Raw genomic sequence first — 22659 nt, 5'->3', positions numbered from 1 at the left:
AAAATATGCGAGTTGGCCTCCGGAGCTCCCCTGGCGGGTGCGTCCGGAGGCTTTTTTCATGCCCTCCGACGACACTTCCGCACCCACTTCCCCCTCCACCGCGACTCCCGCCACCGGCTACCGCGCCCTGCTCCGCAACCGTGAGTTCACCGGCCTGTACGTCAGTCTCACGCTGACGGTCGCCGCGAGCACCCTGTCGGGCTTCGCACTCGGCACGCTGGTCGACGAGCGGACCGGGTCCCCGCTCCTGACGGCCGTGAGCATGTACGGCGCCACGTTCGCCACGGTGCTCGGCGCACTGACACTGATGTCGGTCGCGGACGGGAGGCGTCCTCGCCGAACCCTTGTCACGCTCCAGTGCGTCTCCCTGGCGGGCGTCGCGGCGCAGGCGGTTCCGGGGCTGCCACTGGCAGCCCGGTTCGGGCTCCTCCTGGTGCTGGGGTTCTTCCAGTCCCTCGGCGCCGGAGCGCGGATGGGGCTGCTCGCCGAAGTCGTGCCGGCCTCCACGTACGTGCTCGCGCGGTCGCTGATGAACATCACCTCGGGCGGCACGGCCGTCCTCGGCTTCACCGTCGGCGCGGTCCTGCTGCGCCACCTGAGCCCGCACGAGGTCTTCGCCGTCGCCGCCGTCCTGACCGGGCTCGGGCTGGTCGCCGTGACGACGACCGTCCGGGAGCACTCGACCCGCCGCCCGGCTGATCCGGGGCGTCCTGCCCCCCGCCCCGGACTGCGCCGGACCTGGACGACCAACGTCGAGCTCTTCTCCCACCCCGGCAGGCGTGCGCTGCTGCTGAACCTGTGGGTGCCCAACGGCCTGATCGTCGGCTGCGAGGCGCTGTTCCTCTCCTACGACCCGGAGCACGCCGGTGTCCTCCTGGCCGCAAGCTCGGCCGGCATGCTCCTCGGAGACCTGACGGTCGGGCGACTGCTCACCGCCGACCGGCGACGCCGCTGCGCGTTCGCCTTGCGGCTGCTGCTCGCCGTGCCGTACCTGCTGCTCGCCGCCCACCCGCCCACCATGGTGGCGGCGGCAGCGGTGTGCGTCGCCGGTACCGGGTTCGCCGCCACCCTGCCGCTCCAGGAACAACTCCTCGCGCTGACACCCGCCCCGGTCCGCGGCCAGGTCCAGGGCGTGGAGTCCGCCGGCCGGATGACCTGGCAGGGGATCGGCGCCGCGATCGCCGGGGGCCTCGCCCTGCACCTCGGCCCCGGCCTCACGATCACCGCCCTGGCCACCCTGTCCGCCACGGTGACCGTCCTCTCCCGCCCCTCCGTGCTCCGCGCCCGGCCGTCCCTGGGCACAGGGCAGGACGGTGCGGACAGGGCTTAGCGCACGAGTCGACACCGGATACCCGGTCGACGCCGGCTCAGAGGCAGTTGCTCTCCGGCTGTCCCGCCGATCGAGCGGCCGGTGTCTTCGCGGACGGCCAGTCTGTCAGCGTCCTCACCGGGGACTGGTGGCTGCTCGAGCGGCATGCACCCTTCGACGTCTTTTTCTGCGACGCCCTGCGCGCGACGGTGATCGCGGCCCTGGTGTCGCATCAGTCGACGTTCGCACTGTTGGCCACTGATACGGCGTCAGGACAGACTGCTCTGCATGGAGTTGATCGGGCAGGGGCGGGACGCTGACGTGTACGCCCTGGACGAGTCCAGGGCGTTGCGGCGTTACCGGCAGGGGGGACCAACAGAACTGGAAGCGCGGTTGATGACGCATCTGGCGGCCTGCGGGTATCCCGTGCCGAGGGTGTACGAGATCATCGATACCAACATGGTCCTGGAGCGGCTGACCGGGCCGACGATGCTGGATGTGCTGTTCCGGCGCCCGTGGCGGGTCGGACCCCTCGGCCGGACGCTGGGCGGCCTGCACGACCGGTTGCATGCGTTGCCGGCGCCGACGTGGCTGCCCCGGCGGTTCGCGACGGCAGGTGACGACCGGGTGCTGCATCTGGACCTGCATCCGGGCAACGTGCTGCGGACCCGGCGGGGCCCCGTGGTGATCGACTGGCGCAACGCGGGCGCTGGTGATCCCGCTGCGGACGTGGCGATGACCATGGTGACCGTCGGCTGCGCGGAGGTCCCCGGACTGGCCGCCCGCCTGGGACGGGGTCTGCTGGTGAACAGTGTGCGCAAGGGCTGCCGGACCGATCCTGCGGGACGCATCCGGGAAGCGGCCGAAGCCAAGCTGGCCGACCCGTACCTTACGCTTGCGGAGGAGGCGTGGCTGCGGCGTCGTGTCGGCAGCCGGGCCGGGCAGCCGGACTGCTGATCGGTGGCCGGGCGGGGGCGGGTTCGGGAGAGCTATGGCGGTAGCAGATGCAGTGCCCATGGTCTTCGTTCACGGGACGCGCTTCAGCGCGGGACAGTGGAGCGTGCAACTTGCCGCACTCCGGGACGAGTTTCCGGTGGTCGCCGTCGACCTGCCCGGCCACGGGAAACGCTCGGCTCAACCCTGGAGCCTGAGCAGTGCGACCGAGATCATCGCTTCCGCGGTCGACTCGCTCGGCGGTGGACCGGCTCTGGTCGTCGGGCACTCGCTCGGCGGATACGCCTCGCTGGAGTTCGCGCGGTGTCGTCCAGAACAACTGCGCGGGCTGATCCTCGCGGGAGCCAGCGCCTCCACCCGCGGCCTCAGGGCAGTGCCGTATCGGTGGGTCGCCAGGCTGGTCCCTCGTATACCGACGGATCGGCTGGCCCAGTGGAACGACCGGTTGCTGCGGCGGCTCCATCCGCCAGAGGTGGTGGAGGCGACCATCCGTTCCGGTTACGCCTTCCATACCCTGCCGGCAGCCTGGGGCGAGGTGCTCGGACGTTTCGACGCGGATGCGATGCGTCATGTGAAGGCTCCGGTCCTGATCCTGAACGGCGAGAAGGACGTCGTCTTCCGGTCCGGCGAGGCGGACTTCGCCCGTGCGCATCCCCACGCTCGCGTCGAGTTGATCCCGCGGGCAAGGCATCTCGCGAACTTCGACGATCCAGACGCCTTCACCGACGCCGTCCGCCGCTTCGCTCGGCAGCTCCCTGCCGTCAGCTGATCGCGACATCACCAGGTCCACCTGGCGTCCCTGAACACCCACCAGCCGATTGCGGTGCTCAGCCACAGCTCGCCGGGTGCATCACGAAACCGCACTGGAGTACCGGCAGGGGCCTGGAGACCAGTGCGCGGTCGCCCCGGATGCGGTGGGCCGTGATGGGATGGCGGCGTAAGCCGTGCCACCGAAGAGACCAACCGCCGCATGCTCCGGGCGCGGGACGCGATGGACCGGGACTACGCGCAGCCGATGGACGTCCCCGCCCTGGCGCGCATCGCGCATGTGCCACTTTTTCTTGCGAGGAGGCCCCGGCGTTGATGCCGGGGAGGAATCGCATCCGGGTGTCCCGACGCGGAGCGCCCGTACTGCTGGTGCTGTCGCCGGGGTGATGCGAACGCGTGTGCCTGTGGTCGCCGGTGGGGGTGGTGACTGCGGGATCGGGGGGCGTCTGTGCGGCTGTCGCACGTATGGTCCCCTAAAGGGCCTGGGGCGGCGGAGTGTCCCGGCGGGGCTGTGAGGGGGCGAGGTGGCGCAGGTGGGGGCGGAGGCGGGGGTCGGGCATGCCCGGTACACCTACCGGTTGCGCGTGTCGTCTGCTGCCCGCACCGTCCTGGCGGCGGAGTGGGACCGGTGCCGCTGGGTGTGGAACGAATGCGTCGCCAAGTCCAGGGCCGTGCACCTGTACAACAAGTCCACCGGGCAGAAGGCCACGTGCGGCCCGGCTCGGCTCGACAGGATGCTGACCGAGGCCCGCGCCCGTACGCCGTGGCTGCGTGAGGGCTCGTCGGTTCCCCAGCAGCAGGTCATCCGCGACTTCGGCCGCTCCCGCGCCAAGGCGCACAAGGACATCGAGGAGCGCCTGCCCACAGCGCGCCGGGCCGGGATGCCGAAGTGGAAGACCAGACGCGAGGCACTGGCGACCCTCAACTACACCAAACGCGGGTTCCGGTTGAAGGACGGCCGGCTGCACCTAGCGGGCGGACTCGTCCTGACGGTGGTCTGGTCGCGGGAGCTGCCGGCCGAGCCGTCCTCGGTACGCCTGTACCGGGACGGTCTCGGGCACTGGTACTGCTCGTTCGTCGTCCCCGCCCGTCTCCAGCCCCTGCTTAAGACCGGCCACGTCCTCGGTGTCGACTGGGGCGTGAAGGTGACCGCGACCACCACGTCCGACGCGCACGACCTGCCGCACGCCGAGCACGGCAGGAAGGCCCGAACCAAGCTGGCCCGGTACGACCGGATGATGGCCCGCCGCAAGCCGAAGAAGGGCGAGCCCGCATCGAGGGGCTACCGCACGGCGCGGACACTGCGGGCGAAGACCCACCAGAAGATTGCCCGGCAGCGGGCGGACACCGCTCGCAAGTGGGCCAAGAAAGTCGTCCGCGACCACGACGTCATCGCGGTCGAAAACTTCCGCCCGAAGTTCCTGGCCAGGACCACCATGGCCCGCAAGGCAGCCGACGCCGCCATCGGCGCCACCAAGACGGCCCTGGTCGAGATGGGCCGCAAACACGGGCGGGACATCCGTCTCGTACATCCCGCGCACACTACGATGGACTGCGCGCACTGCGATGCGAGAGCCAAGCACGCACTGCCGCTGGGTGAGCGCACCTACACCTGCACCGCCTGCGGAACCGCATCCCCACGGGACAAGAACTCCGCACGCGTCATGCTCGTCCGGGCTGGTCTCCACCCGGCTGGTGCCGACGGCGGAAGACCTCCCGGAGCGCTGCTCCGGGAGGCGGCCTGAGCCAGGAATCCCCTCCCTTCAGGGAGGGGAGGATTCAAAGATGTACGTCCTCGACCAGGACGAGGCCCTCGACTTCTACGTCGGCAAGCTCGGTCTGGAGGTCACCGCGGACGTCGACATGGGCTTCATGCGCTGGCTGACCGTCGGCGTCCCCGGTCACCCCGAGCGGCAGATCCTGCTGGAGAGGCCGGGCGCTCCGGCCATGTCGGAGGAGACGGCGGAGCAGGTGCGCGAGCTGGTGACCAAGGGAGCCATGGGCGGCTGGTTCATCCTCACCACGGACGACTGCCGCAAGACCTACGAGAGGCTGCTGGAGGAGGGTGTGGAGTTCACCGAGGAACCCACCGAGCGCCCGTACGGGATCGACTGCGGCCTGCGCGACCCCTTCGGCAACCGCATCCGCTTCACCCAGCCGAAGGCCTGAGACGGTGTGCACGGACACCGGGCGGGCCACGGCCGGAACCTGCTGAGGAAGTCGCCGGCCGCGGACCGTCGGGCCGTGTTTCCATGCTGCGATGAAGAGCGAGAGCGTGTCCGGCGCGGACGTCCCCCCGAGCACCCGCCGCCCGAGTACCCGACCGCGGACCGATCGTGACCTGGGTGCCTGTGTGCGGGTGCTGGCAGAGGTTCATGAGCACGACGGCTATCCGGTGAACTGGCCCGCCCTCCCGGGGGCATGGCTCACCCCGCCCTCGCTCGTCGCCTCGTGGGTGGCGGAACTGCACGGCCGTGTCGCCGGTCATGTCGGCTTGTCCCGGAGCGATGCGGGAGACGCGGCCCCCGGGCTGTGGAGCGCTCGTGCGGGGACGGGCACCGACGCGACCGCCGTGGTCAGCCGGCTGTTCGTCGCCCCGTGGGCCCGCGGCCACGGGATCGGCGCGCTGCTGATGGCGCGGGCCGTCACGGAATCGAAGGCCCGCGGCCTGCATCCGGTGCTCGACGTGGTGGCCTCCGACACCGCGGCGGCGGCCTTGTACGAGCGGCTCGGCTGGCAGCTCCTGGCCACGGTCGAACAGCAGTGGAGCCCGGAGCAGAAGGTGGCCGTCCGGTGCTACGCGGCGGCCACCTGACGGCGGCGCCCCCGGCCACGGCCGCTCGCGAATCGCCGTGTACGGACGCACGGTTCCGGCAGTGCTCGGAAAACAATCGGCGCGACTCTCCATCGGTGACTTGGTACGGTGCGCGGGCCGCGCCCCCCGAAGAGCCGGGGCAGCGCTCGAGGGAGAGGAACCGGGCGACGATGCAGGTGTCCGAGGTCCCGCGCGCGGTGGCCGCGGCCATGTCGACCGCATCCTCGCTCGGTCTGACCGTCGACGACGCGCTCGTTCTCCACGACTCGAACAAGCTCACCCTGCGGCTGCTGCCGTGTGACGTCCTGGCCCGGGTGGCACCCGTGGCGCAGCAGGTCGCGCGGTTCGAGATCGAGCTCGCTCGGCGGCTCGCCGAAGCCGGGTGTCCGGTGGCGGCCCTCGAGCCCCGGGTGGAGCCACGCGTCCACGAGCGGGACGGCTTCGTGGTCACGCTGTGGACCTACTACGAACCCGTGACGCCCCGAGAGGTCCCGCCGGCCGACTACGCCCGTGCGCTCGGGCGGCTGCACGCCGGCATGCGCGAGCTCGACGTCCCGACGCCGCACTTCACGGACCGGGTCGAGCGGGCCCGGCACCTCGTGGCGGACCGCGACCGCACCCCGGCGCTCGCCGACGCGGACCGGGAGCTGCTCGGCGACACGTTGCGGAACCTGGGACGGGCGATCGGCGAGCGCGGCGGCGCCGAGCAGCTGCTGCACGGCGAGCCGCACCCGGGCAACGTGCTCACCACGGAGAACGGGCCGCTGTTCATAGATTTCGAGACGTGTTGCCGTGGGCCCGTCGAGTTCGACCTCGCCCACGCGCCCGAGGAGGTCGGCGAGCACTACCCGGGTGTCGATCGGGACGTGCTGCGCGCGTGCCGGATCCTCGTGCCGGCGATGGTCACGGCATGGCGCTGGGACCGGGACGACCAGTTCCCCGACGGGCGCCGGCTGGGCACGGAGTGGCTCGGCCGGATCCGGGCGGCACTCGGCCGCTGATGACGACCGGGCCGGCGCGGACGCGGGGCGCCCGTGGCGCCCGGGACGGTGTCGCCGAACACCACGGGGGTCACCGGGCTACCAGATCGACTCGACCCACTCCGGGTGGTCGATGAACGGGTTGCGGTTGCGCTGGTAGGAGTCGTGGATGACCTGGTTGCGGCGCTGCTCGAAGGCGTCCGGCGGGTCCTGCTCGTTCCACGCCTTCAGGACGGCGAGCCTGCCCATGTAGGGGGCGCTGCCGTTGTTGACGTTGTTGTTGGGCTCCAGGTCGGCCCAGCCGTCGCCGCCCTCGTAGCGGACCGCCATGTAGAGGATCATGCGGGCCACGTCGCCCTTGACGGCGTTGCGCGGCTCGAAGGAGTCGGAGTCGGTGAGGCTGCCGCCGCCGTTCGCGACGGCGCTGCCGCCGTTGTCGAAGTCCTTGTTGCCGCGGACGCTGTTGACCTGGACGTCCGTCGGGCGCAGGTGGTGGATGTCGGTGCCGGGGCCGGTGGAGGTGCCGAAGTCGCCGTGGGACTTGGCCCACACGTGCTCGCGGTTCCAGTTGCCGGTGTTCCCGCCGTTGAGGGACTTGGCGCGGGAGACCCCCGAGTACAGCAGGATCACGTTGTTGCTGTTGTTCGGGTCCTGGTCGGTGGCCTTCAGCGCGTCCCAGACCGCCGAGTAGGACAGCTTCGTCTGGCTGCTGATGATCGTGTGCAGCGAGGACTTGAGGGCTGTCCCCGTCTTGCCGATCGCGTTCTTGTAGTACGTCGAGTCGTAGGCCGAGTTCGCCGCTGTCGCCGTAGCTGTGGCCGCCGCCGTCACCGGGGGCTCGGTCGTGGCCGTGGCGGGGGTCGCGGTCAGGGCGGGAACGGCGAGGGCGGTGAGGGCGGCGGCCGTGGCGAACGCCACCGCCTTCCGGCGCCGGGTGCGCATGCGTATCGCGAGCATCTGGGGGTGTCCCGTCTACGCGAGTTGAATGAGGGTTCCCGCATCGTGACATGCGCATGAAGTTGTAGGAATGTACATGTGGTGTCGATTACGTGACGTCCTTGCGGAGGGAGGTCTCTCCGGAGTGACACCGACCTGCCCAAACGTTACGGAGGGATGAAATCCGCTTCGGTGCGTGTTGGTGCCTTCCGGTAGATCAGGACGATCGGATGATCGGAACGACCGGAGGGCACCCGCGTGACACCGCAGCAGGGATGGGCACGACGACTGGGCGCGTACGCGTGGCGTCATCCGGGGGACGTCGTGCTGGCCCTGGGCTCGTCCCTCGGCGGCATGGCCGTGATGGCGCTGGTCCCGCTGGTCACCAAGGTGATCATCGACGACGTGATCGGCGACCACACCCGTGCCATGGCCCCCTGGGCGGGCGCCCTGATCGGTGCCGCGGCCGTCGTCTACGCACTCACCTTCGTCCGCCGCTACTACGGCGGCCGGCTCGCCCTGCACGTCCAGCACGACCTGCGGACCGAGATGTACCGGACGATCACCCGGCTCGACGGCCGCCGTCAGGACGAGCTGTCCACCGGGCAGGTCGTCGGGCGGGCCACCAGCGACCTCCAGCTGATCCAGGGCCTGCTCTTCATGCTGCCGATGACCATCGGCAACATCCTGCTGTTCGTGCTCTCCCTCGTGATCATGGCGTCGCTGTCACTGCCGCTCACGGCCGTCGCCCTCGCCGTCGCCCCCGCCCTGTGGTGGATCGCCAAGCGCAGCCGCACCCGGCTGCACCCGTCCACCTGGTACGCGCAGGCCCAGGCGGCCGCCGTCGCCGGAGTGGTCGACGGCGCCGTCAGCGGGGTGCGCGTGGTCAAGGGATTCGGGCAGGAGGAGCAGGAGACGGGCAAGCTCCGCGAGGTCGGCCGACGGCTGTTCGCCGGGCGGCTGCGGACCATCCGGCTGAACTCCCGGTACACCCCGGCCCTCCAGGCCGTCCCCGCCCTCGGCCAGGTGGCGATGCTCGCCCTCGGCGGCTGGCTCGCCGTACGCGGCAACATCACGCTGGGCACCTTCGTCGCCTTCTCCACCTACCTCGCCCAGCTCGTCGGCCCGGTCAGGATGCTCGCCGTCGTACTGACCGTCGCACAGCAGGCCAGGGCCGGCACCGAGCGCGTCCTGGAGCTGATCGACACCGAGCCGTCCCTCGCCGACGGCACCAAGGAGCTCCCCGCCGACGCCCCCGCGACCGTCGAGTTCGACGACGTCTCCTTCGGGTACGACACCGCCTCCGGGAAGAGCCACTCCGTCCTGAACGGCCTGTCCTTCGAGATCGGGGCCGGCGAGACGCTCGCCGTCGTCGGTGCCTCCGGCTCCGGAAAATCCACCGTCTCGCTGCTCCTGCCGCGCTTCTACGACGCCACCGGCGGCGCCGTCCTCGTCGGCGGGCACGACGTGCGCGAGCTGACCACCGAGTCGCTGCGGGCCGCGATCGGGCTGGTCCCGGAGGACTCCTTCCTCTTCTCCGACACCGTGCGCGCCAACATCGCCTACGGCCGCCCGGACGCGACCGAGGAACAGATCACGGCCGCCGCCCGCGCGGCCCAGGCCGACCGGTTCATCACCGAGCTGCCCGACGGCTACGACACCACCGTCGGCGAGCACGGACTGACCCTCTCCGGCGGCCAGCGCCAGCGCGTCGCGCTCGCCCGCGCCCTCCTCACCGACCCGCGCCTGCTGGTGCTCGACGACGCCACCTCCGCCGTGGACGCCCGCGTCGAGCACGAGATCCACGAGGCGCTGGCCGAGGTCATGCGCGGCCGCACCACCCTGCTGATCGCGCACCGCCGCTCCACCCTCAACCTCGCCGACCGCATCGCCGTCCTCGACGGCGGCCGGCTCGCCGACATCGGCACCCACGACGAGCTCCAGCGGCGCTCCGCCCTCTACCGCCGGCTGCTCACCGACCCCGACGAGCTGGGCGGCGTCTCCCCGGGCCACCACCCGGCCGCCGCCCTCCGCCAGGACGACACCGCCGACACCACGGTCCGCGCGGAGCTGGACGCCGAGTTCGACGCCGAACGCGGGGTCACCCCCCGCCTGTGGACCGGCGACCGCGAGCCCAAGGACACCGCCCTGGCCGGCAGCCCGGCCACCCCCGAACTGCTCGCCCAGGTCGCGGCGCTGCCCCCGGCCGACGACGTCCCCGACGTCGACGAGCGCCGGGCAGTCCAGGCGGAGGAGTCCTACGGACTGCGCCGCCTCCTGCGCGGCTTCCGCCGGCCCCTCCTCCTGAGCCTCGCGTTCGTCGCCGTGGACGCCGGCTCGGGCCTGCTGCTGCCGGTGCTGATCCGGCACGGCATCGACGCCGGCGTCACCCAGGCCGCCCTCGGCGCCGTCTGGGCGTCGGCGCTGCTCGGCCTGCTCGCGGTGACCGTGCAGTGGGCGGCGCAGACCGGCGAGATCCGGATGACCGGACGCACCGGCGAACGCGTGCTGTACTCACTGCGGCTGAAGATCTTCGCCCAGCTCCAGCGGCTCGGCCTCGACTACTACGAGCGCGAGCTGACCGGCCGGATCATGACCCGGATGACCACCGACGTGGACGCGCTGTCGACGTTCCTGCAGACGGGCCTGGTCACCGCGTTCGTCTCGGTGGTCACCTTCTTCGGCATCATGGTCGCCCTGCTGGTGATCGACGTGCAGCTCGCCCTGATCGTCTTCACCACACTGCCCCCGCTGATCCTCGCCACGTACTTCTTCCGCCGGGCCAGCGTGAAGGCGTACGAACTGGCCCGGGAGCGGATCTCGGCGGTCAACGCCGACCTCCAGGAGTCGGTGTCCGGTCTGCGGATCGTGCAGGCCTTCGGACGCGAGCGGCTGGGCAACCGGCGGTTCGCCGAACGCAGCGACGGCTACCGGGCCGCCCGCATCCGGGGCCAGTGGCTGATCTCGGTGTACTTCCCCTTCGTGCAGTTCCTGGCGTCGTCGGCCGCGGCGGCCGTCCTCGTCGTGGGCGGGATCAGGGTCGACGACGGGACGCTGACGGCGGGCGCGCTGGTCGCGTACCTGCTCTACATCGACCTGTTCTTCGCCCCGGTGCAGCAGCTCTCCCAGGTCTTCGACGGCTACCAGCAGGCGACCGTCTCCCTGGGCCGCATCCAGGAACTGCTGCGGGAACCGGCGTCCACCCAGGACGCCGCGAAACCCCTCGGCGTGCCCTCCCTGCGCGGCCAGGTCGTCTTCGAGGACGTGGACTTCGCCTACGGGGACGAGGAGGAGGCGCTCAGCGGCATCGACCTGCGCATCCCCGCCGGGCAGACCGTCGCGTTCGTCGGCGAGACCGGCGCCGGGAAGTCCACCCTGGTCAAGCTGGTGGCCCGGTTCTACGACCCGACCGGGGGCAGGGTCACCGTCGACGGCACCGACCTCAGAGACCTCGACATCACCGCCTACCGGCACCGGCTCGGCGTGGTCCCGCAGGAGGCCTACCTCTTCCCGGGCACGATCCGCGACGCCATCGCCTACGGCCGTCCGGACGCCACCGACGCCGAGGTCGAGGCGGCGGCCCGCGCGGTCGGCGCGCACGAGATGATCGCCACGCTGGAGGGCGGCTACCTGCACGAGGTCGCCGAGCGCGGCCGGAACCTCTCCGCCGGACAGCGCCAGCTGATCGCGCTGGCCCGCGCCGAACTCGTCGACCCCGACATCCTGCTGCTCGACGAGGCCACCGCCGCGCTCGACCTGGCCACCGAGGCCCAGGTCAACCAGGCGACGGACCGGCTGGCGGGACGGCGCACCACGCTGGTGGTCGCCCACCGGCTGACCACCGCCGCCCGCGCCGACCGGGTCGTCGTCATGGACCACGGCCGGGTCGCCGAGGACGGCACGCACGACGAACTGCTGGCCCGCGACGGACGGTACGCCGCGCTGTGGCGGACCTTCGTCGGAGAGGCCGAGCCGGAGGAGCCGGTCGGCGCGGGGCGGTGAGCCCGGGGCGGTGGGCCCGAGGGGGTGGGCCCGAGGGGGTGGGCCCGGTGGGTGACGCCGACGCGTGACCACCGGGCCGGGGTACGGGCGCAGGGGGCGTGCCTGAGGACGTGCGTGAAGGCGTGCGTGAAGGCGTGGGGGAGGCCGGAGAGACGGGTGGGCAACCATCCGGCGTACGCCATGCGTCCGTACACCTGTACGCCGTCGGTCGCGGCAGGTGCGGTGCGGGCTTCGGCGTGGGCTTCGATGCGGCGCGATCCGGTACGGGGAGGAACGGCAGTGGGAAGTCGAGCGATACACCGGCGCCTCGCGCTCGGTCTGGCGATGCTGACCGCGGCGGGGCTGCTGGTGGTCGCCGCGCCGGGCGACGCCCGGGCCGCGGCGCACTGCCCCGGACGCAAGATGCGCACCCTGCCGTTCTCCACCGGCTCGGTCGTCGTCTACAAGCGCGGCGGCTACCTCTGCGCCGTCACCCTCGCCAAGAAGCCCGGCACCAAGCGGAAGATGTCGGTGAGCATCCGGGCGCGCGGCGGCCGTCCGGTGGTCGACGAGGGCCGCTACAAGCGGCACGCCGGCCCGGTCACCGTGCACGCCGGGCGCCGCTGCGTCTGGGTGAAGGGCAGGGTGGCCGGCGGGTCGGTCAGCTCCGGCTGGATCCTGTGCTGAGCGCACGCCCGGAGCCGAGCCGCGATTTCCGTCCAGCGTAAGGCATTTACCCCTCTCTGTACCGAGGGCTATCCCCATGTCCCCTAGTGCTGGGGCGAGTTGGTCGGCTAGTTTCCCGGCCACATCTGTTTCACAGGGGAGTGTGCATGCGCAAGGCGCTCAGATGGCTGCTGACGCTCACGATGCTGATCGGCACGGTGAGCGCGGCGAGCGCGGCCACCGCCGCCGAGACCGACATCGCCGCCGGCACCGACATCAAGGAGAGACTGCTCTCCGTCCCGGGCATGAGCCTGATCGAGGAGAAGCCCTACACCGGGTACCGCTTCTTCGTCCTCGACTACACCCAGCCGGTCGATCACCGCAGGCCCTCCAAGGGCACCTTCCAGCAGCGGATCACCGTGCTGCACAAGGACGTCGCGCGGCCGACCGTCTTCTTTACCGGCGGCTACAACGTCTCGACGACGCCCCGCCGCAGCGAGCCGACCCAGATCGTGGACGGCAACCAGGTCTCCATGGAGTACCGCTTCTTCACCCCGTCCCGCCCGGACCCGGCCGACTGGTCCAAGCTGGACATCTGGCAGGCCGCCAGCGACCAGCACCGTATTCACAAGGCGCTGAAGGGGATCTACTCCGAGAACTGGATCTCCACCGGCGGCTCCAAGGGCGGCATGACCGCCACGTACTACGAGCGCTTCTACCCGCGTGACATGGACGGCGTCGTCGCCTACGTCGCCCCCAACGACGTGGTGAACAAGGAGGACTCCGCCTACGACCGCTTCTTCGCGAAGGTCGGCACCAAGGAGTGCCGCGACCGGCTGAACGCGGTGCAGCGCGAGGCGCTGGTCCGCCGGGCCCCGCTGCAGGAGAGGTACGAGGCGTACGCCGCCGAGAACGGCTACACCTTCGACACCATCGGCGGCGCGGACCGGGCGTACGAGGCCGTCGTCCTCGACTACGTGTGGGGCTTCTGGCAGTACGGCACGGTGCAGGACTGCGAGCAGATCCCGGCCGACGCCCGCAACGCCACCGACGACGAGATCTGGACCTCGGTCGACACGATCTCCGGCTTCTCGTTCTACACGGACCAGGGCCTCAGCCCGTACACGCCGTACTACTACCAGGCCGGCACGCAGCTCGGTGCGCCGACGATCCGGTTCCCGCACATCGAGAAGAAGCACATCCGCTACGGCTACCAGCCGCCGCGCAACTTCGTGCCCCGCTCGATCCCGATGACGTTCGAACCGCGGGCCATGCGCGACGTCGACACCTGGGTGCGCGGCAACGCCCGGCAGATGCTGTTCGTCTACGGCGAGAACGACCCGTGGGGTGCCGAGCCCTTCCGGCTCGGCAAGGGCGCGCGCGACTCGTACGTGCTGACCGCCCCCGGCATGAACCACGGTGCCAACGTGGCCGGTCTGGTCGACGAGGAGAAGGCGCTCGCCACGGCCCGCATCCTCGACTGGGCGGGTGTCGCGCCGAGCGCGGTCAAGGAGAACCCGGCCGAGGCGAAGCCGCTGGCGAAGTTCGACCGCAAGCTGGACGTGCGGGACATCCGGCGGGAGCCGGCGCTGCACCGGTAGGAACACCGGGCCGCGGCAGCGGCCGGGATCACACCGGGCCGGCGCAGCCCACCGGTGAGCTGCCGCCGAGCCGGACATAGAGGGTCGTGGACGCCGGGCACCGGGACCTGGCGTCCACGGCCTCGGTCACCCGGTACTCCGGCCGCTGCTCCCCCTCGCCGTCGCAGGCCGTCTCGCGGACCTGGCCGTCGTCCAGCCCGCGCACGCAGTCGCCGACGATGGTGCGCGGCCCGCCCCCGCCACCGGGATCGCCCGGGTGCGGGGGCTGCAGGTTGCGCATGCAGGCGTAGCCGCGCGGCACCGCCCCGTCGCCGTCCTCGTCGGACGCGGGGCGCTGCTCGCTGATGTGCAGGACGAAGTCCGTGGTGGCGGGGCAGCGCGGCCCGTCCCGGACGGTTCCGTCGTGGCGGGCGACCACCCGGGCCGCCGCCCGTTCACCGGTGCACGACACCTCGGTGAAACTGGTCCGGCCGAACGAACTGCACTCGTCGATCCCGAGGAACACCGCCCCGTATCCCGAGGTCCGGATCGGCGACGGCGACACCGTCACCGTCCGCTGTTCGGCCGGACGGCCGTTCTCGTCGACGCCGCCGGGCGCGCTCTGGCAGCCGGCCGACAGAGCCGTGGCCAGCACGGCGAGCGCGCACACCGCCCCCAGGGAACTTCTCACGTGCGTCACCCTCCCCCGAACACCCCCGTCCAGCGTGACCCGCCACAGCGGGTCACACCAGACATACGGCACTCTTTGCGCATGGTGGCGGGGGCGCGTCGGTTGTGTGGCGTACGGACGCTACGCCCGACGGGCTACCCGGCCGCGGGAGATCCGATCGCGGGAGATCCGGCTGCGGGAGATCCGGCTGCGGGAAACCCGGAGGCCGTGGTCAGTACCTCAGTCCGTGCCCGACCGGGTACAGCACCGCCGCCGGGTCGTCCGCCCGCTGCACCGGCACCGGCAGCGTCCCGCGCGGCTCCACCCGTCCAGCGATCACCCGGGCCGCCGCCCGCAGTTCGACGTCGGTCCAGGAGTACGTCGCCAGGAAGGCCGGTACGGCGGGCAGGTGGGCCACGTCGTACGGGTTGCGGATCGCCACCGCGACCACCGGCCTGCCGGTCGCCAGGAGCCGCTCGACCAGGGTCCGCTGACTGGAGGACGCCGTCACGTTGTACGTCCCGACGACCACGGCGTCCGCCTCCTGCGCGGCCGCCACGGCCCGGTCGATCGTCGCCGCCGACGGCGCCGTACCGGTGGACAGGGCGGTGGCGGTGAAGCCCAGCTCGTTCAGCGCGCCCGCCAGCACCCCGGTCGGCGGTCCCGTCGTGCCGGACGGGGAAGCCGGGTCGGCGCCCACGACCAGCAGCTTCGGCTGCCGGCGCCGGGACAGGGGCAGCATGCGGTCCTCGTTGACCAGCAGGGTGGTGGTCCGTTCGGCGATCCGGTCGGCCGCCGCCCGGTGCGCGCGCGTACCGACCCTGCGGTCCACGCCGTCCGGGGAGGCGTACGGGTCCTTGAACAGGCCCAGTTTCGCCTTCAGGCGCAGGACGCGCAGGATCGATTCGTCCAGCCGTTCCTCGGTCAGCTCGCCGTCCCGGACGGCCTTCAGGACGGCGTTCCACGCCACGTCCAGGGAGGGCGGGTTGAGCAGCTGGTCCACGCCCGCCTTCAGGGCCAGCACCGGCACCCGGTCGTCGCCGTACTTCGTCCGCACGCCCTCCATGCCGAGGGAGTCGGTGACCACGACCCCGTCGTAGCCCAGCTCCTCGCGGAGGATGCCGGTGAGGATCGGGCGCGAGAGGGTGGCCGGATCGTCGGAGTCGTCGAGTGCCGGGACCATCAGATGGGCCGTCATGATCGAGTCGATGCCCGCGGCGATCGCCGCCCGGAACGGCGGCGCGTCCAGCTCCTCCCACTGCTCACGGCTGTGGGTGATCACCGGGAAGCCGGTGTGGCTGTCGACGGCGGTGTCGCCGTGCCCGGGGAAGTGCTTGGCGGTCGCCGCGACCCCCGACCGCTGGAACCCGGCGACCTCGGCGGCCACCAGCCGCGCCACCGCCTGAGGCTCGGACCCGAAGGACCGTACGCCGATGACCGGGTTGGCCGGGTTGACGTTCACGTCGGCCACCGGGGCGTAGTCCTGACGGATGCCCAGGGCGCGCAGCTCGCGCCCCGCGATCCGGCCGAGGTCGCGCGCGTCGGAGCGGGAACCTCCCGCGCCGACGGCCATCGCGCCCGGGAACAGGGTCGCCGGCGCGCCGACGCGGGCGACGATGCCGTGCTCCTGGTCGGTGGAGATGAGCACCGGCAGCCCGCGCGGCAGGCCGAGGGACGCCTTCTGGATGCCGTTGGAGAGGCTCGCGATCTGGTGCGGATCGCGGGTGTTGTGCGCCCAGGTGAAGTAGATGATGCCGCCGACCCGGTACTTCTCCAGCAGTTCGGCGGCCGTGCGCACGCCGATCTCCTTGAGGTTGGCGTCGATGTCCGCCTGGTCGGGTTCGGTGGCGGAGTGGCCGTAGACCCGCATCACGAACAGCTGGCCGACCTTCTCCTCCAGGGTCATCCGGGAGACGAGGGCGCGGAGTTTCCGGTCGTCGGGGGAGGCAGGAGCCGAGGGGGCGCCGGAGGTGCCGGCCGCGTGCGCGGTGGCACCGGCGGCGAGGACGGTGGTGACCGCCGTCGTCGCGGCGAGGACCGCACGTCTGGACGGACGCGCGGCGCTCCCCGTGCTTCCCGCGTTCACCGGGTCCACCGTGGTCTCCGCCGTCTCCGTGTTCTCCGCGGTCTCTGTGTTTCCTGTGCTTCCCGTGCTGCTGTCGGGCACGTGCGCTCCTTTGGGAGGTGATCCGTGGGGATCCGCTGAAGGAAACTTCCAAGGGGTCACCAATATCCGGGAAGTTTCTGCCAGTCAAGGGAGTGCGCGAGAGGCGGGGCCGGCCGGGGGTACGGGCGGCGCCGCCATCGGCGCTTCGGGAGGGGGCGCGCCGATGGCGGCGGTGCTGCCGGCCGCGGCGCGGCGGAGAGGGTGGGTCGGCGATCGCAGTCAGGGGCGAGTGGCCGACACCGCACCGCGGAGACTCCTCCGGCAGTCCGCGCATTGGACGGGAGGGGACGGGCCGGGGTTCCCGGGTACGGGCGGAAATCTCGGATTGGTGCGGACGTCCGGACCTGGGACGACGGGGACGGCGGCGAGGGCGGGGACGACTAGGACGCCTGGGGCACGGGGGGACGGTGCGCCGAGACGGCGGGCCAGTGGGCGCGCAGGGTGCGGACGGTCTCCGCGATCGCCGGACGGCGCGCCGCGCCGCCCCGCCACAGCGCGTACAGATGCCGTACGGGCATCGGGTCGAGCGGGACCTCCACCACCCCGTCGGGCAGCGGACCCCGGCCGAGCCGCGGGATCAGGGCGATGCCGAGTCCGGCCGCGACCAGGGCGACCAGGGTCGGGTTCTCGTCCGCCTGGTGCACGATGTCCGGCTCGTGCCCGGCGGTGCGCAGGGTGCGCACCAGCCACTCGTGGCAGACCCGCCCCGGCGGCTGGCAGATCCACCGCTCGCCGCCCAGCTCCTCGCGCCGTACCGCCGTGCCGCGCTCCGCGAACGGATGCCCGAGCGGCACCAGCAGATCGCACAGGTCGTCCCCGATGACCGCCTGCTCCACGCCCGCCGGGGCGGGCAGCGGTGCGATGTCCCAGTCGTGCGCGACGACGAGATCGACCGCGCCCTTGGCGACCAGGTCCACGGACAGGTGCGGGTCGATCTCGGTCAGCCGGGTGTCGAGCGCGGGATGGCGCAGGGCCAGGTCGGCCAGTACGGGCGGCATCAGTCCGCGGGCCGCCGACGCGAAGGCGGCGATGGTCAGCCGCCCGGACGGCACCCCGCGCCGCTCCTCCAGCTCGGTCTCGGCCCGCTCCACGATCGCCAGCAGTTCCTGCGCGGTGGCGACGAGGTGGTACGCCGCGTCGGTCAGGCGCACGCCCCGGCCCTCCCGCTCCAGCAGCACGGTCCTGGTCTCCCGCTCCAGCTTGGCGATCTGCTGGGAGACGGCGGAGGAGGTGTAGCCGAGTGCCGCGGCGGCGGCCCCGACGGTGCCGTGCACGGACACGGCGTGCAGGGCGCGCAGGCGCTGGAGGTCGAGCATGACGGCTCCCCGATCGGTAAGCGGTGCTTCATCCCACCATGCAGGAATCATCGCTGGTGCTGAAGGGTCGGGGCGGTGATCCTCGACGTATGCGCCCTTCCCACGTCCTGCTCGCCGTTCTCGTCGCCGCCGTCTGGGGCGTGAACTTCGTCGTCATCGAGATCGGCCTCGACCACTTCCCGCCGCTGCTGTTCTCCGCGCTGCGCTTCCTCGCGGCGGCGATCCCCGCGGTGTTCCTGGTGGGGCGCCCGAAGGTGGCGTGGAAGTGGATCGTGGGGGTGGGCCTCGTGCTCGGGGTGGCCAAGTTCGGGCTGCTGTTCGTCGGCATGAACGCGGGCATGCCGGCCGGACTGTCCTCCCTGGTACTCCAGATCCAGGCCGTGTTCACGGCCCTGTTCGCGTTCCTGCTCCTCGGCGAACGGCCCGCGCGCGTCCGGCTGGTGGGCATGACGGTGGCTCTGGCCGGGATCGGCGTCGCCGCCGTCGACGAGGGCGCTTCGGGCCCCCTGGGAGCGTTCGCCCTGGTCGTCGCCGCGGCCGCCTGCTGGGGCGTGTCGAACGTGCTGACCCGCAGGGCCGCGCCCGCCGACGCCCTGAACTTCATGGTGTGGGTGAGCACGGTGCCGGTCCTGCCGCTGCTGGCGCTCTCGCTGCTCCTGGAGGGACCGTCACGGGACCTGGAGGCGCTGGGCGCGCTGGACCTGCCCGGGGCGGGCGCGCTGCTGTACGTCGCCTGGGGTGCCACCGTGTTCGGCTTCGGGGCCTGGGGGTGGCTGCTGCGCCGTCACCCCGCGTCGACGGTGGCGCCGTTCTCCCTGCTGGTGCCGGTCTTCGGGATGTCCTCGGCCGCCCTCTTCCTGGGCGAGCCGGTGTCCCCGCTGCGGTGGTGTGCCGCGGCGCTGCTGGTGGGCGGGGTGGCCCTCGCCTCGTTCGGCGGGCGGGGCCGGCGGACGGGCCGGGGGGAGGAGCCCGGGGCCGGGGCGGGCGGTACCGGCAGTGAGGCGAAGGGGCCCGGCGATGCGGCGAACAGGCCTGCCGGCCGGGAGATCACGTCCACCGGTGCGTCCATGGGCCCGGGCGCCGGGCCGGCCGGCGGGCGGCAGCCGGTCCCGCCGAGTCGTTGACGGGTGGGGAGCGGCGGGACGGGCGGGATCGGCGAGGAGGGCGGACGACCCGGTGACGTGACGAACGCGCCCGCCGGCGCGGGAGCACGTCGGCCGGGCGGGGCACCGAAGCCGGCCGGTCAGCGGCAGCCGCTCACGCCGAGTCGTTGAGGAGGCGGGAGAGGTGGGCGCGGCCGGGGGTGAGGAGGCCGGGGAGGGGGGCGGCCTTCTCGTACCAGCGCTTCTCGTACTCCCAGCAGAGCCAGCCGTCCCAGCCGTGACGGGAGAGGATCTCCACGCAGTCGGCCAGCGGGAGGATGCCCTCGCCGAGGGGGAGCGGGGTGGTGTCCTGGGCGGAGGCGATGTCCTTGACCTGGACGTAGCCGAGGTGGGGGGAGAGGGCCGCGTAGCTCTCCGCGGGCTGCTCGCCGCCCAGCCAGGTGTGCATCACGTCCCAGAGGGCGCCCACTTGGCGGTGTCCCACGAGGCCGAGGATCCGCATCGCGTCGGCGCCGGTGCGGTGGGAGTCGTGGGTCTCCAGCAGGATGCGGACGCCGGCGTCGGTCGCGTGTTCGGCGGCCGTGCCCAGCCGCCGGGCGGCCGTCGCGTCGGCCTCCTCGGGAGCCTGGTCGGGGGAACCGCCCGGGAAGACCCTGATGTAGGGGGCGCCGAGGTCGCGGGCGAGCGTGAGAAGGGCGCGGATCTCGGCGATGACGGCCTCGTCCTCGCCCGGCGCGGCGACCTTGGGGTAGCCCGCGACGCCCAGGATCTCGATGCCGGCAGCCTTGAACTCGGCGGCGACCTCGGCCCGTTCTGCGGGGGTGAGGCCGGTGTGAACTGGTTCCTCGGGGTGAGCGCGCAGCTCGACTCCGTGATAGCCGTGCGCGGTCGCGAGGCGCAGTACGTCGGCCGTCGGAAGGCCGGGGACACCGAGGGTGGAGAACGCCAGCTTCATGACCACGGACCCTACCCGGGACCCGTGGCGCTGACTCCTCCTCGTCGCGCCGGTGTCGCGCGCGGGCCCGGGGCGCGTGGGTGGAGCCGGGGGACGAGGGCGCCGGCCGTCCCGGCGGACAGCGCCCTCGCGAGGGGGACGTCAGGCCTCGGCGGGCGTCCCGGAGGATGCTCCGGCGGGCGCCTCCGTGGTGCGGCGGTAGACGCAGACCTGGGCGCCCGACTTGGCGGCGGTCGTCGAGACCAGCTCGAACGGGCGCTTCGCGCCGTCCATCGGGAAGATCGACTTGCCGCCGCCCAGGACCACCGGCATGACGAGGAGCTGGAGCTCGTCCACCAGGTCCTCGCTCAGCAGGGTGCGGGCGAGCGTGGGACTGCCCATCATCGCGAGGTCGCCGCCCTCGGCCGCACGCAGTTCCCGGATACGGGCGAGGGCCTCCCCGGCGGGAATGAGCCGGCTGTTGTTCCAGGTCAGGTCGGACTCGCCGAGGGTGCCGGAGACGACGTACTTCGGCAGGCCGTTGATCCGGTCGGCGAAGGGGTCCCCGGCCTGCCCGGGCCACGCCTGGGCCATGGTCTGCCAGGTGCGGCGCCCGTACAGCAGTGCCTCGGCCCGGCCCAGCGCCGCGTCGAAGGCGCCGCCGAGGACCTCCGGGTCGAAGTAGGCGTGCGACCATCCGCCGTGGGCGAAACCGCCGTCGGTGTCCTCCTGGGGACCGCCGGGGGCCTGCACGACACCGTCGAGGCTGATGAACTCGGTGATCACGATACGCATGGCTGCCGCTCCTGATGGTCCGCTGAGGCGATGACGGAAGTGAGACCGACGGTAGCGCCGGAACTCATCGGCGCCACCGAGAACCACGCACGAGAACCGCCTACGGAACACCACGGCCTTTGACCGGGCAGAACGGTCGCCGCCCCGGGGACAGGGACGGGCCCGGAGACAGGTGCGGGTACCGGCACCCGCGCGGGGTGTTCCGCACGCGGAACACCGCGGCCTTTGACCGCGCGGAACAGTCGCCGCCCCGAGGGTGGGCCCGGGGAGGGGGACGGGGACAGGTGCGGGTGCCGGCATCCGCACGGGGCGGCCCGCACGGGTGGATGCCCCGGCCACCCGCTCACCCCCGCGGAGCTGCCGGAGGCCCTGCCCACCCCCGCGGCGCCCCCGAGGACCCGCTCATCCTCGCGGCGCTGCCGGAGGCCCCGCTCACCCCCGCGGCGCCCCCGAGGACCCCCGCACCATCAACTCGCCCTGCACGGAGGCGATCCCCCCGGGCGGCGGCTCCTCGCGGCCCATCGCGATGCGGCCGGCCCGCGCCCCCGCCTCGGCGAGCGGCAGCCGCACCGTCGTCAGGGCGGGCACCGCGTCGATGCTGAACGGGAGGTCGTCGAAACCGGCGACCGACACGTCGTCGGGGATCTTCCGGCCGGAGTCCCGCAGCGCCGCGCACGCACCCAGCGCGACGGAGTCGTTCGCGGCGACCACGGCGGTCAGCCCGGGGTCCCTGCGCAGGAGTTCGAGGGCGGCCTCGTAGCCGGAGCGGCGGTCGTAGCGGCCGTGGACGGTCCAGCGGGGGTCCTCCTCGATGCCGTGCGCGGCGAGCGCGGCCCGGTGCCCTTCGAGGCGGTGGCGGGTGGTGGTGCGCTCCTGCGGGCCCGCGACGTAGCCGAGGCGGCGGTGGCCGAGCCCGATCAGGTGCTCGGTGAGCTCCCGGCCGCCGCCGCGGTTGTCGAAGGCCAGCGCGATCGCCCCGGTGTCCGGTGCCGGCGGCCGGCCGCACAGCACCACCCGGGTCCCGGCGTCCGCCAGCTTGCGCAGCTTCGCGTCCATGGCCGCCTTGTGCGGGGCGTCCTCGATGGCGCCGCCGGTCAGCACCACCGCCGCGGCCCGCTGCCGCTGGAGCAGCGTGAGGTAGGTCAGTTCGCGTTCCGGGGAGCCGCCCGTGTTGCACACCACCGCGAGTCTCTCCCCGCCGGCCCGCCCGCCCGGACCCCCGATCTCGCCCTGGATCGCGCTCGCCATGATCCCGAAGAACGGGTCGGCGATGTCGTTCACCAGGATGCCCACCAGGTCGGAGGTGGCGGCGGCCAGGGCGCTCGCGGGGCCGTTGAGCACGTAGTCGAGTTCGTCCACCGCCTTCAGCACCCGCTCGCGGGTGGAAGCGGCCACGGGATAGTTCCCGTTCAGCACGCGCGACACCGTCGCGGGGGAGACCTGCGCGCGGGCCGCCACGTCCGCCAGGGTCACCGTCATCTCTCGTCCTCCGGTCGCGCGTCTCGTCGTATCGGCGCCGGCCGCCGTGTCCGGGCGCGTCCGGACGTGTTCCGGGTACGGGCCCGATGTCCCGCCCCCGACCAGACCCTATGGCCCCGCGCCCACTTGTTCGCCCCCTCGAACAAGTCGGGTTCTCCACGGTCTTGTCCGGAGCACTGTCGAGAGGCTAGCTTCTAGATACATAG

The 22659-nt window shown here is 72.4% G+C and carries 18 protein-coding genes and 2 pseudogenes; 13 read left to right on the top strand and 7 right to left on the bottom strand.

Translation table 11 applies throughout. The features are described from left to right. Positions 1 to 58: 58 nt before the first annotated feature. From OHB56_RS16010 to OHB56_RS15970, 9 genes and pseudogenes are all read left to right on the top strand, one after another. The gene (locus OHB56_RS16010; RefSeq protein WP_406354006.1) at positions 59 to 1330 is read left to right on the top strand and encodes an MFS transporter; all 1272 of its coding nucleotides are present in this window, start codon (positions 59 to 61) and stop codon (positions 1328 to 1330) included. A 65-nt stretch (positions 1331 to 1395) separates the two neighbouring features. Next, a pseudogene (locus OHB56_RS16005) lies at positions 1396 to 1503 on the top strand (transferase); the annotation flags it as partial. Positions 1504 to 1597: 94 nt separating this feature from the next. Further along, positions 1598 to 2266, top strand: coding sequence for an aminoglycoside phosphotransferase family protein (locus tag OHB56_RS16000; RefSeq protein ID WP_406354004.1), 669 nt, complete (start codon positions 1598 to 1600; stop codon positions 2264 to 2266). A 34-nt stretch (positions 2267 to 2300) separates the two neighbouring features. After that, on the top strand, positions 2301 to 3032 hold the full coding sequence (locus OHB56_RS15995) for an alpha/beta fold hydrolase (RefSeq protein WP_406354002.1): 732 nt from the start codon (positions 2301 to 2303) through the stop codon (positions 3030 to 3032). Between the two features lie 201 nt (positions 3033 to 3233). Continuing rightward, positions 3234 to 3314, top strand: a pseudogene (locus OHB56_RS15990) (AraC family transcriptional regulator); the annotation flags it as partial. Positions 3315 to 3555: 241 nt separating this feature from the next. Then, positions 3556 to 4776, top strand: coding sequence for an RNA-guided endonuclease InsQ/TnpB family protein (locus tag OHB56_RS15985; RefSeq protein WP_406354000.1), 1221 nt, complete (start codon positions 3556 to 3558; stop codon positions 4774 to 4776). A gap of 40 nt (positions 4777 to 4816) precedes the next feature. Then, entirely contained in the window at positions 4817 to 5200 is a 384-nt protein-coding gene (locus OHB56_RS15980) for a VOC family protein (RefSeq protein WP_406353998.1), read from the top strand. 91 nt (positions 5201 to 5291) lie between these two features. Then, the gene (locus OHB56_RS15975) at positions 5292 to 5846 is read left to right on the top strand and encodes a GNAT family N-acetyltransferase (RefSeq protein ID WP_406353996.1); all 555 of its coding nucleotides are present in this window, start codon (positions 5292 to 5294) and stop codon (positions 5844 to 5846) included. Between the two features lie 170 nt (positions 5847 to 6016). Next, on the top strand, positions 6017 to 6847 hold the full coding sequence (locus tag OHB56_RS15970) for a phosphotransferase enzyme family protein (protein WP_406353995.1): 831 nt from the start codon (positions 6017 to 6019) through the stop codon (positions 6845 to 6847). 78 nt (positions 6848 to 6925) lie between these two features. Here the strand turns inward: OHB56_RS15970 and OHB56_RS15965 are convergent, their stop codons facing one another. Next, positions 6926 to 7783 (bottom strand): endonuclease I family protein, encoded by an 858-nt coding sequence (locus tag OHB56_RS15965; RefSeq protein WP_406353993.1) that lies wholly within the window; start codon positions 7781 to 7783, stop codon positions 6926 to 6928. Between the two features lie 237 nt (positions 7784 to 8020). On the opposite strand from OHB56_RS15965, the gene OHB56_RS15960 reads away from it, so the two are divergent. The 3 genes from OHB56_RS15960 (at position 8021) to OHB56_RS15950 (ending at position 14010) form a co-directional block, all read left to right on the top strand. Beyond that, complete coding sequence (locus OHB56_RS15960; protein WP_406353991.1) at positions 8021 to 11764, top strand: ABC transporter ATP-binding protein; 3744 nt, start codon at positions 8021 to 8023, stop codon at positions 11762 to 11764. Between the two features lie 324 nt (positions 11765 to 12088). Beyond that, positions 12089 to 12430, top strand: a complete 342-nt coding sequence (locus tag OHB56_RS15955) for a hypothetical protein (RefSeq protein WP_406359089.1) — start codon at positions 12089 to 12091, stop codon at positions 12428 to 12430. Between the two features lie 146 nt (positions 12431 to 12576). After that, positions 12577 to 14010 (top strand): S28 family serine protease, encoded by a 1434-nt coding sequence (locus OHB56_RS15950; protein WP_406353989.1) that lies wholly within the window; start codon positions 12577 to 12579, stop codon positions 14008 to 14010. Between the two features lie 28 nt (positions 14011 to 14038). Here the strand turns inward: OHB56_RS15950 and OHB56_RS15945 are convergent, their stop codons facing one another. The 3 genes from OHB56_RS15945 to OHB56_RS15935 all read right to left on the bottom strand — a co-directional run bounded on the left by OHB56_RS15945 (position 14039) and on the right by OHB56_RS15935 (position 18142). Beyond that, positions 14039 to 14680 carry a hypothetical protein gene (locus tag OHB56_RS15945; RefSeq protein WP_406353987.1) on the bottom strand — a complete coding sequence of 214 codons (642 nt, stop codon included), beginning with the start codon at positions 14678 to 14680 and terminating at the stop codon, positions 14039 to 14041. Between the two features lie 211 nt (positions 14681 to 14891). Continuing rightward, complete coding sequence (locus OHB56_RS15940) at positions 14892 to 16826, bottom strand: glycoside hydrolase family 3 protein (RefSeq protein ID WP_406353986.1); 1935 nt, start codon at positions 16824 to 16826, stop codon at positions 14892 to 14894. Between the two features lie 380 nt (positions 16827 to 17206). After that, entirely contained in the window at positions 17207 to 18142 is a 936-nt protein-coding gene (locus tag OHB56_RS15935) for a LysR family transcriptional regulator (protein ID WP_388437563.1), read from the bottom strand. An 89-nt stretch (positions 18143 to 18231) separates the two neighbouring features. On the opposite strand from OHB56_RS15935, the gene OHB56_RS15930 reads away from it, so the two are divergent. After that, on the top strand, positions 18232 to 19266 hold the full coding sequence (locus OHB56_RS15930; protein ID WP_406353984.1) for an EamA family transporter: 1035 nt from the start codon (positions 18232 to 18234) through the stop codon (positions 19264 to 19266). 133 nt (positions 19267 to 19399) lie between these two features. Here the strand turns inward: OHB56_RS15930 and OHB56_RS15925 are convergent, their stop codons facing one another. From OHB56_RS15925 to OHB56_RS15915, 3 genes are all read right to left on the bottom strand, one after another. Then, positions 19400 to 20200, bottom strand: a complete 801-nt coding sequence (locus OHB56_RS15925) for a sugar phosphate isomerase/epimerase family protein (protein WP_406353982.1) — start codon at positions 20198 to 20200, stop codon at positions 19400 to 19402. 141 nt (positions 20201 to 20341) lie between these two features. Further along, positions 20342 to 20974: a dihydrofolate reductase family protein gene (locus tag OHB56_RS15920; protein ID WP_406353981.1), complete on the bottom strand. Its 633-nt coding sequence runs from the start codon at positions 20972 to 20974 to the stop codon at positions 20342 to 20344. Positions 20975 to 21406: 432 nt separating this feature from the next. Continuing rightward, positions 21407 to 22453, bottom strand: a complete 1047-nt coding sequence (locus tag OHB56_RS15915; protein ID WP_326752856.1) for a LacI family DNA-binding transcriptional regulator — start codon at positions 22451 to 22453, stop codon at positions 21407 to 21409. Between the last annotated feature and the right edge of the window lie 206 nt (positions 22454 to 22659).

It is taken from the genome of Streptomyces sp. NBC_01635 (assembly GCF_045209715.1).
Classification (GTDB): Bacteria; Actinomycetota; Actinomycetes; order Streptomycetales; family Streptomycetaceae; genus Streptomyces; species Streptomyces hirsutus.
This window is presented reverse-complemented; position numbering and strand designations above follow the sequence as displayed.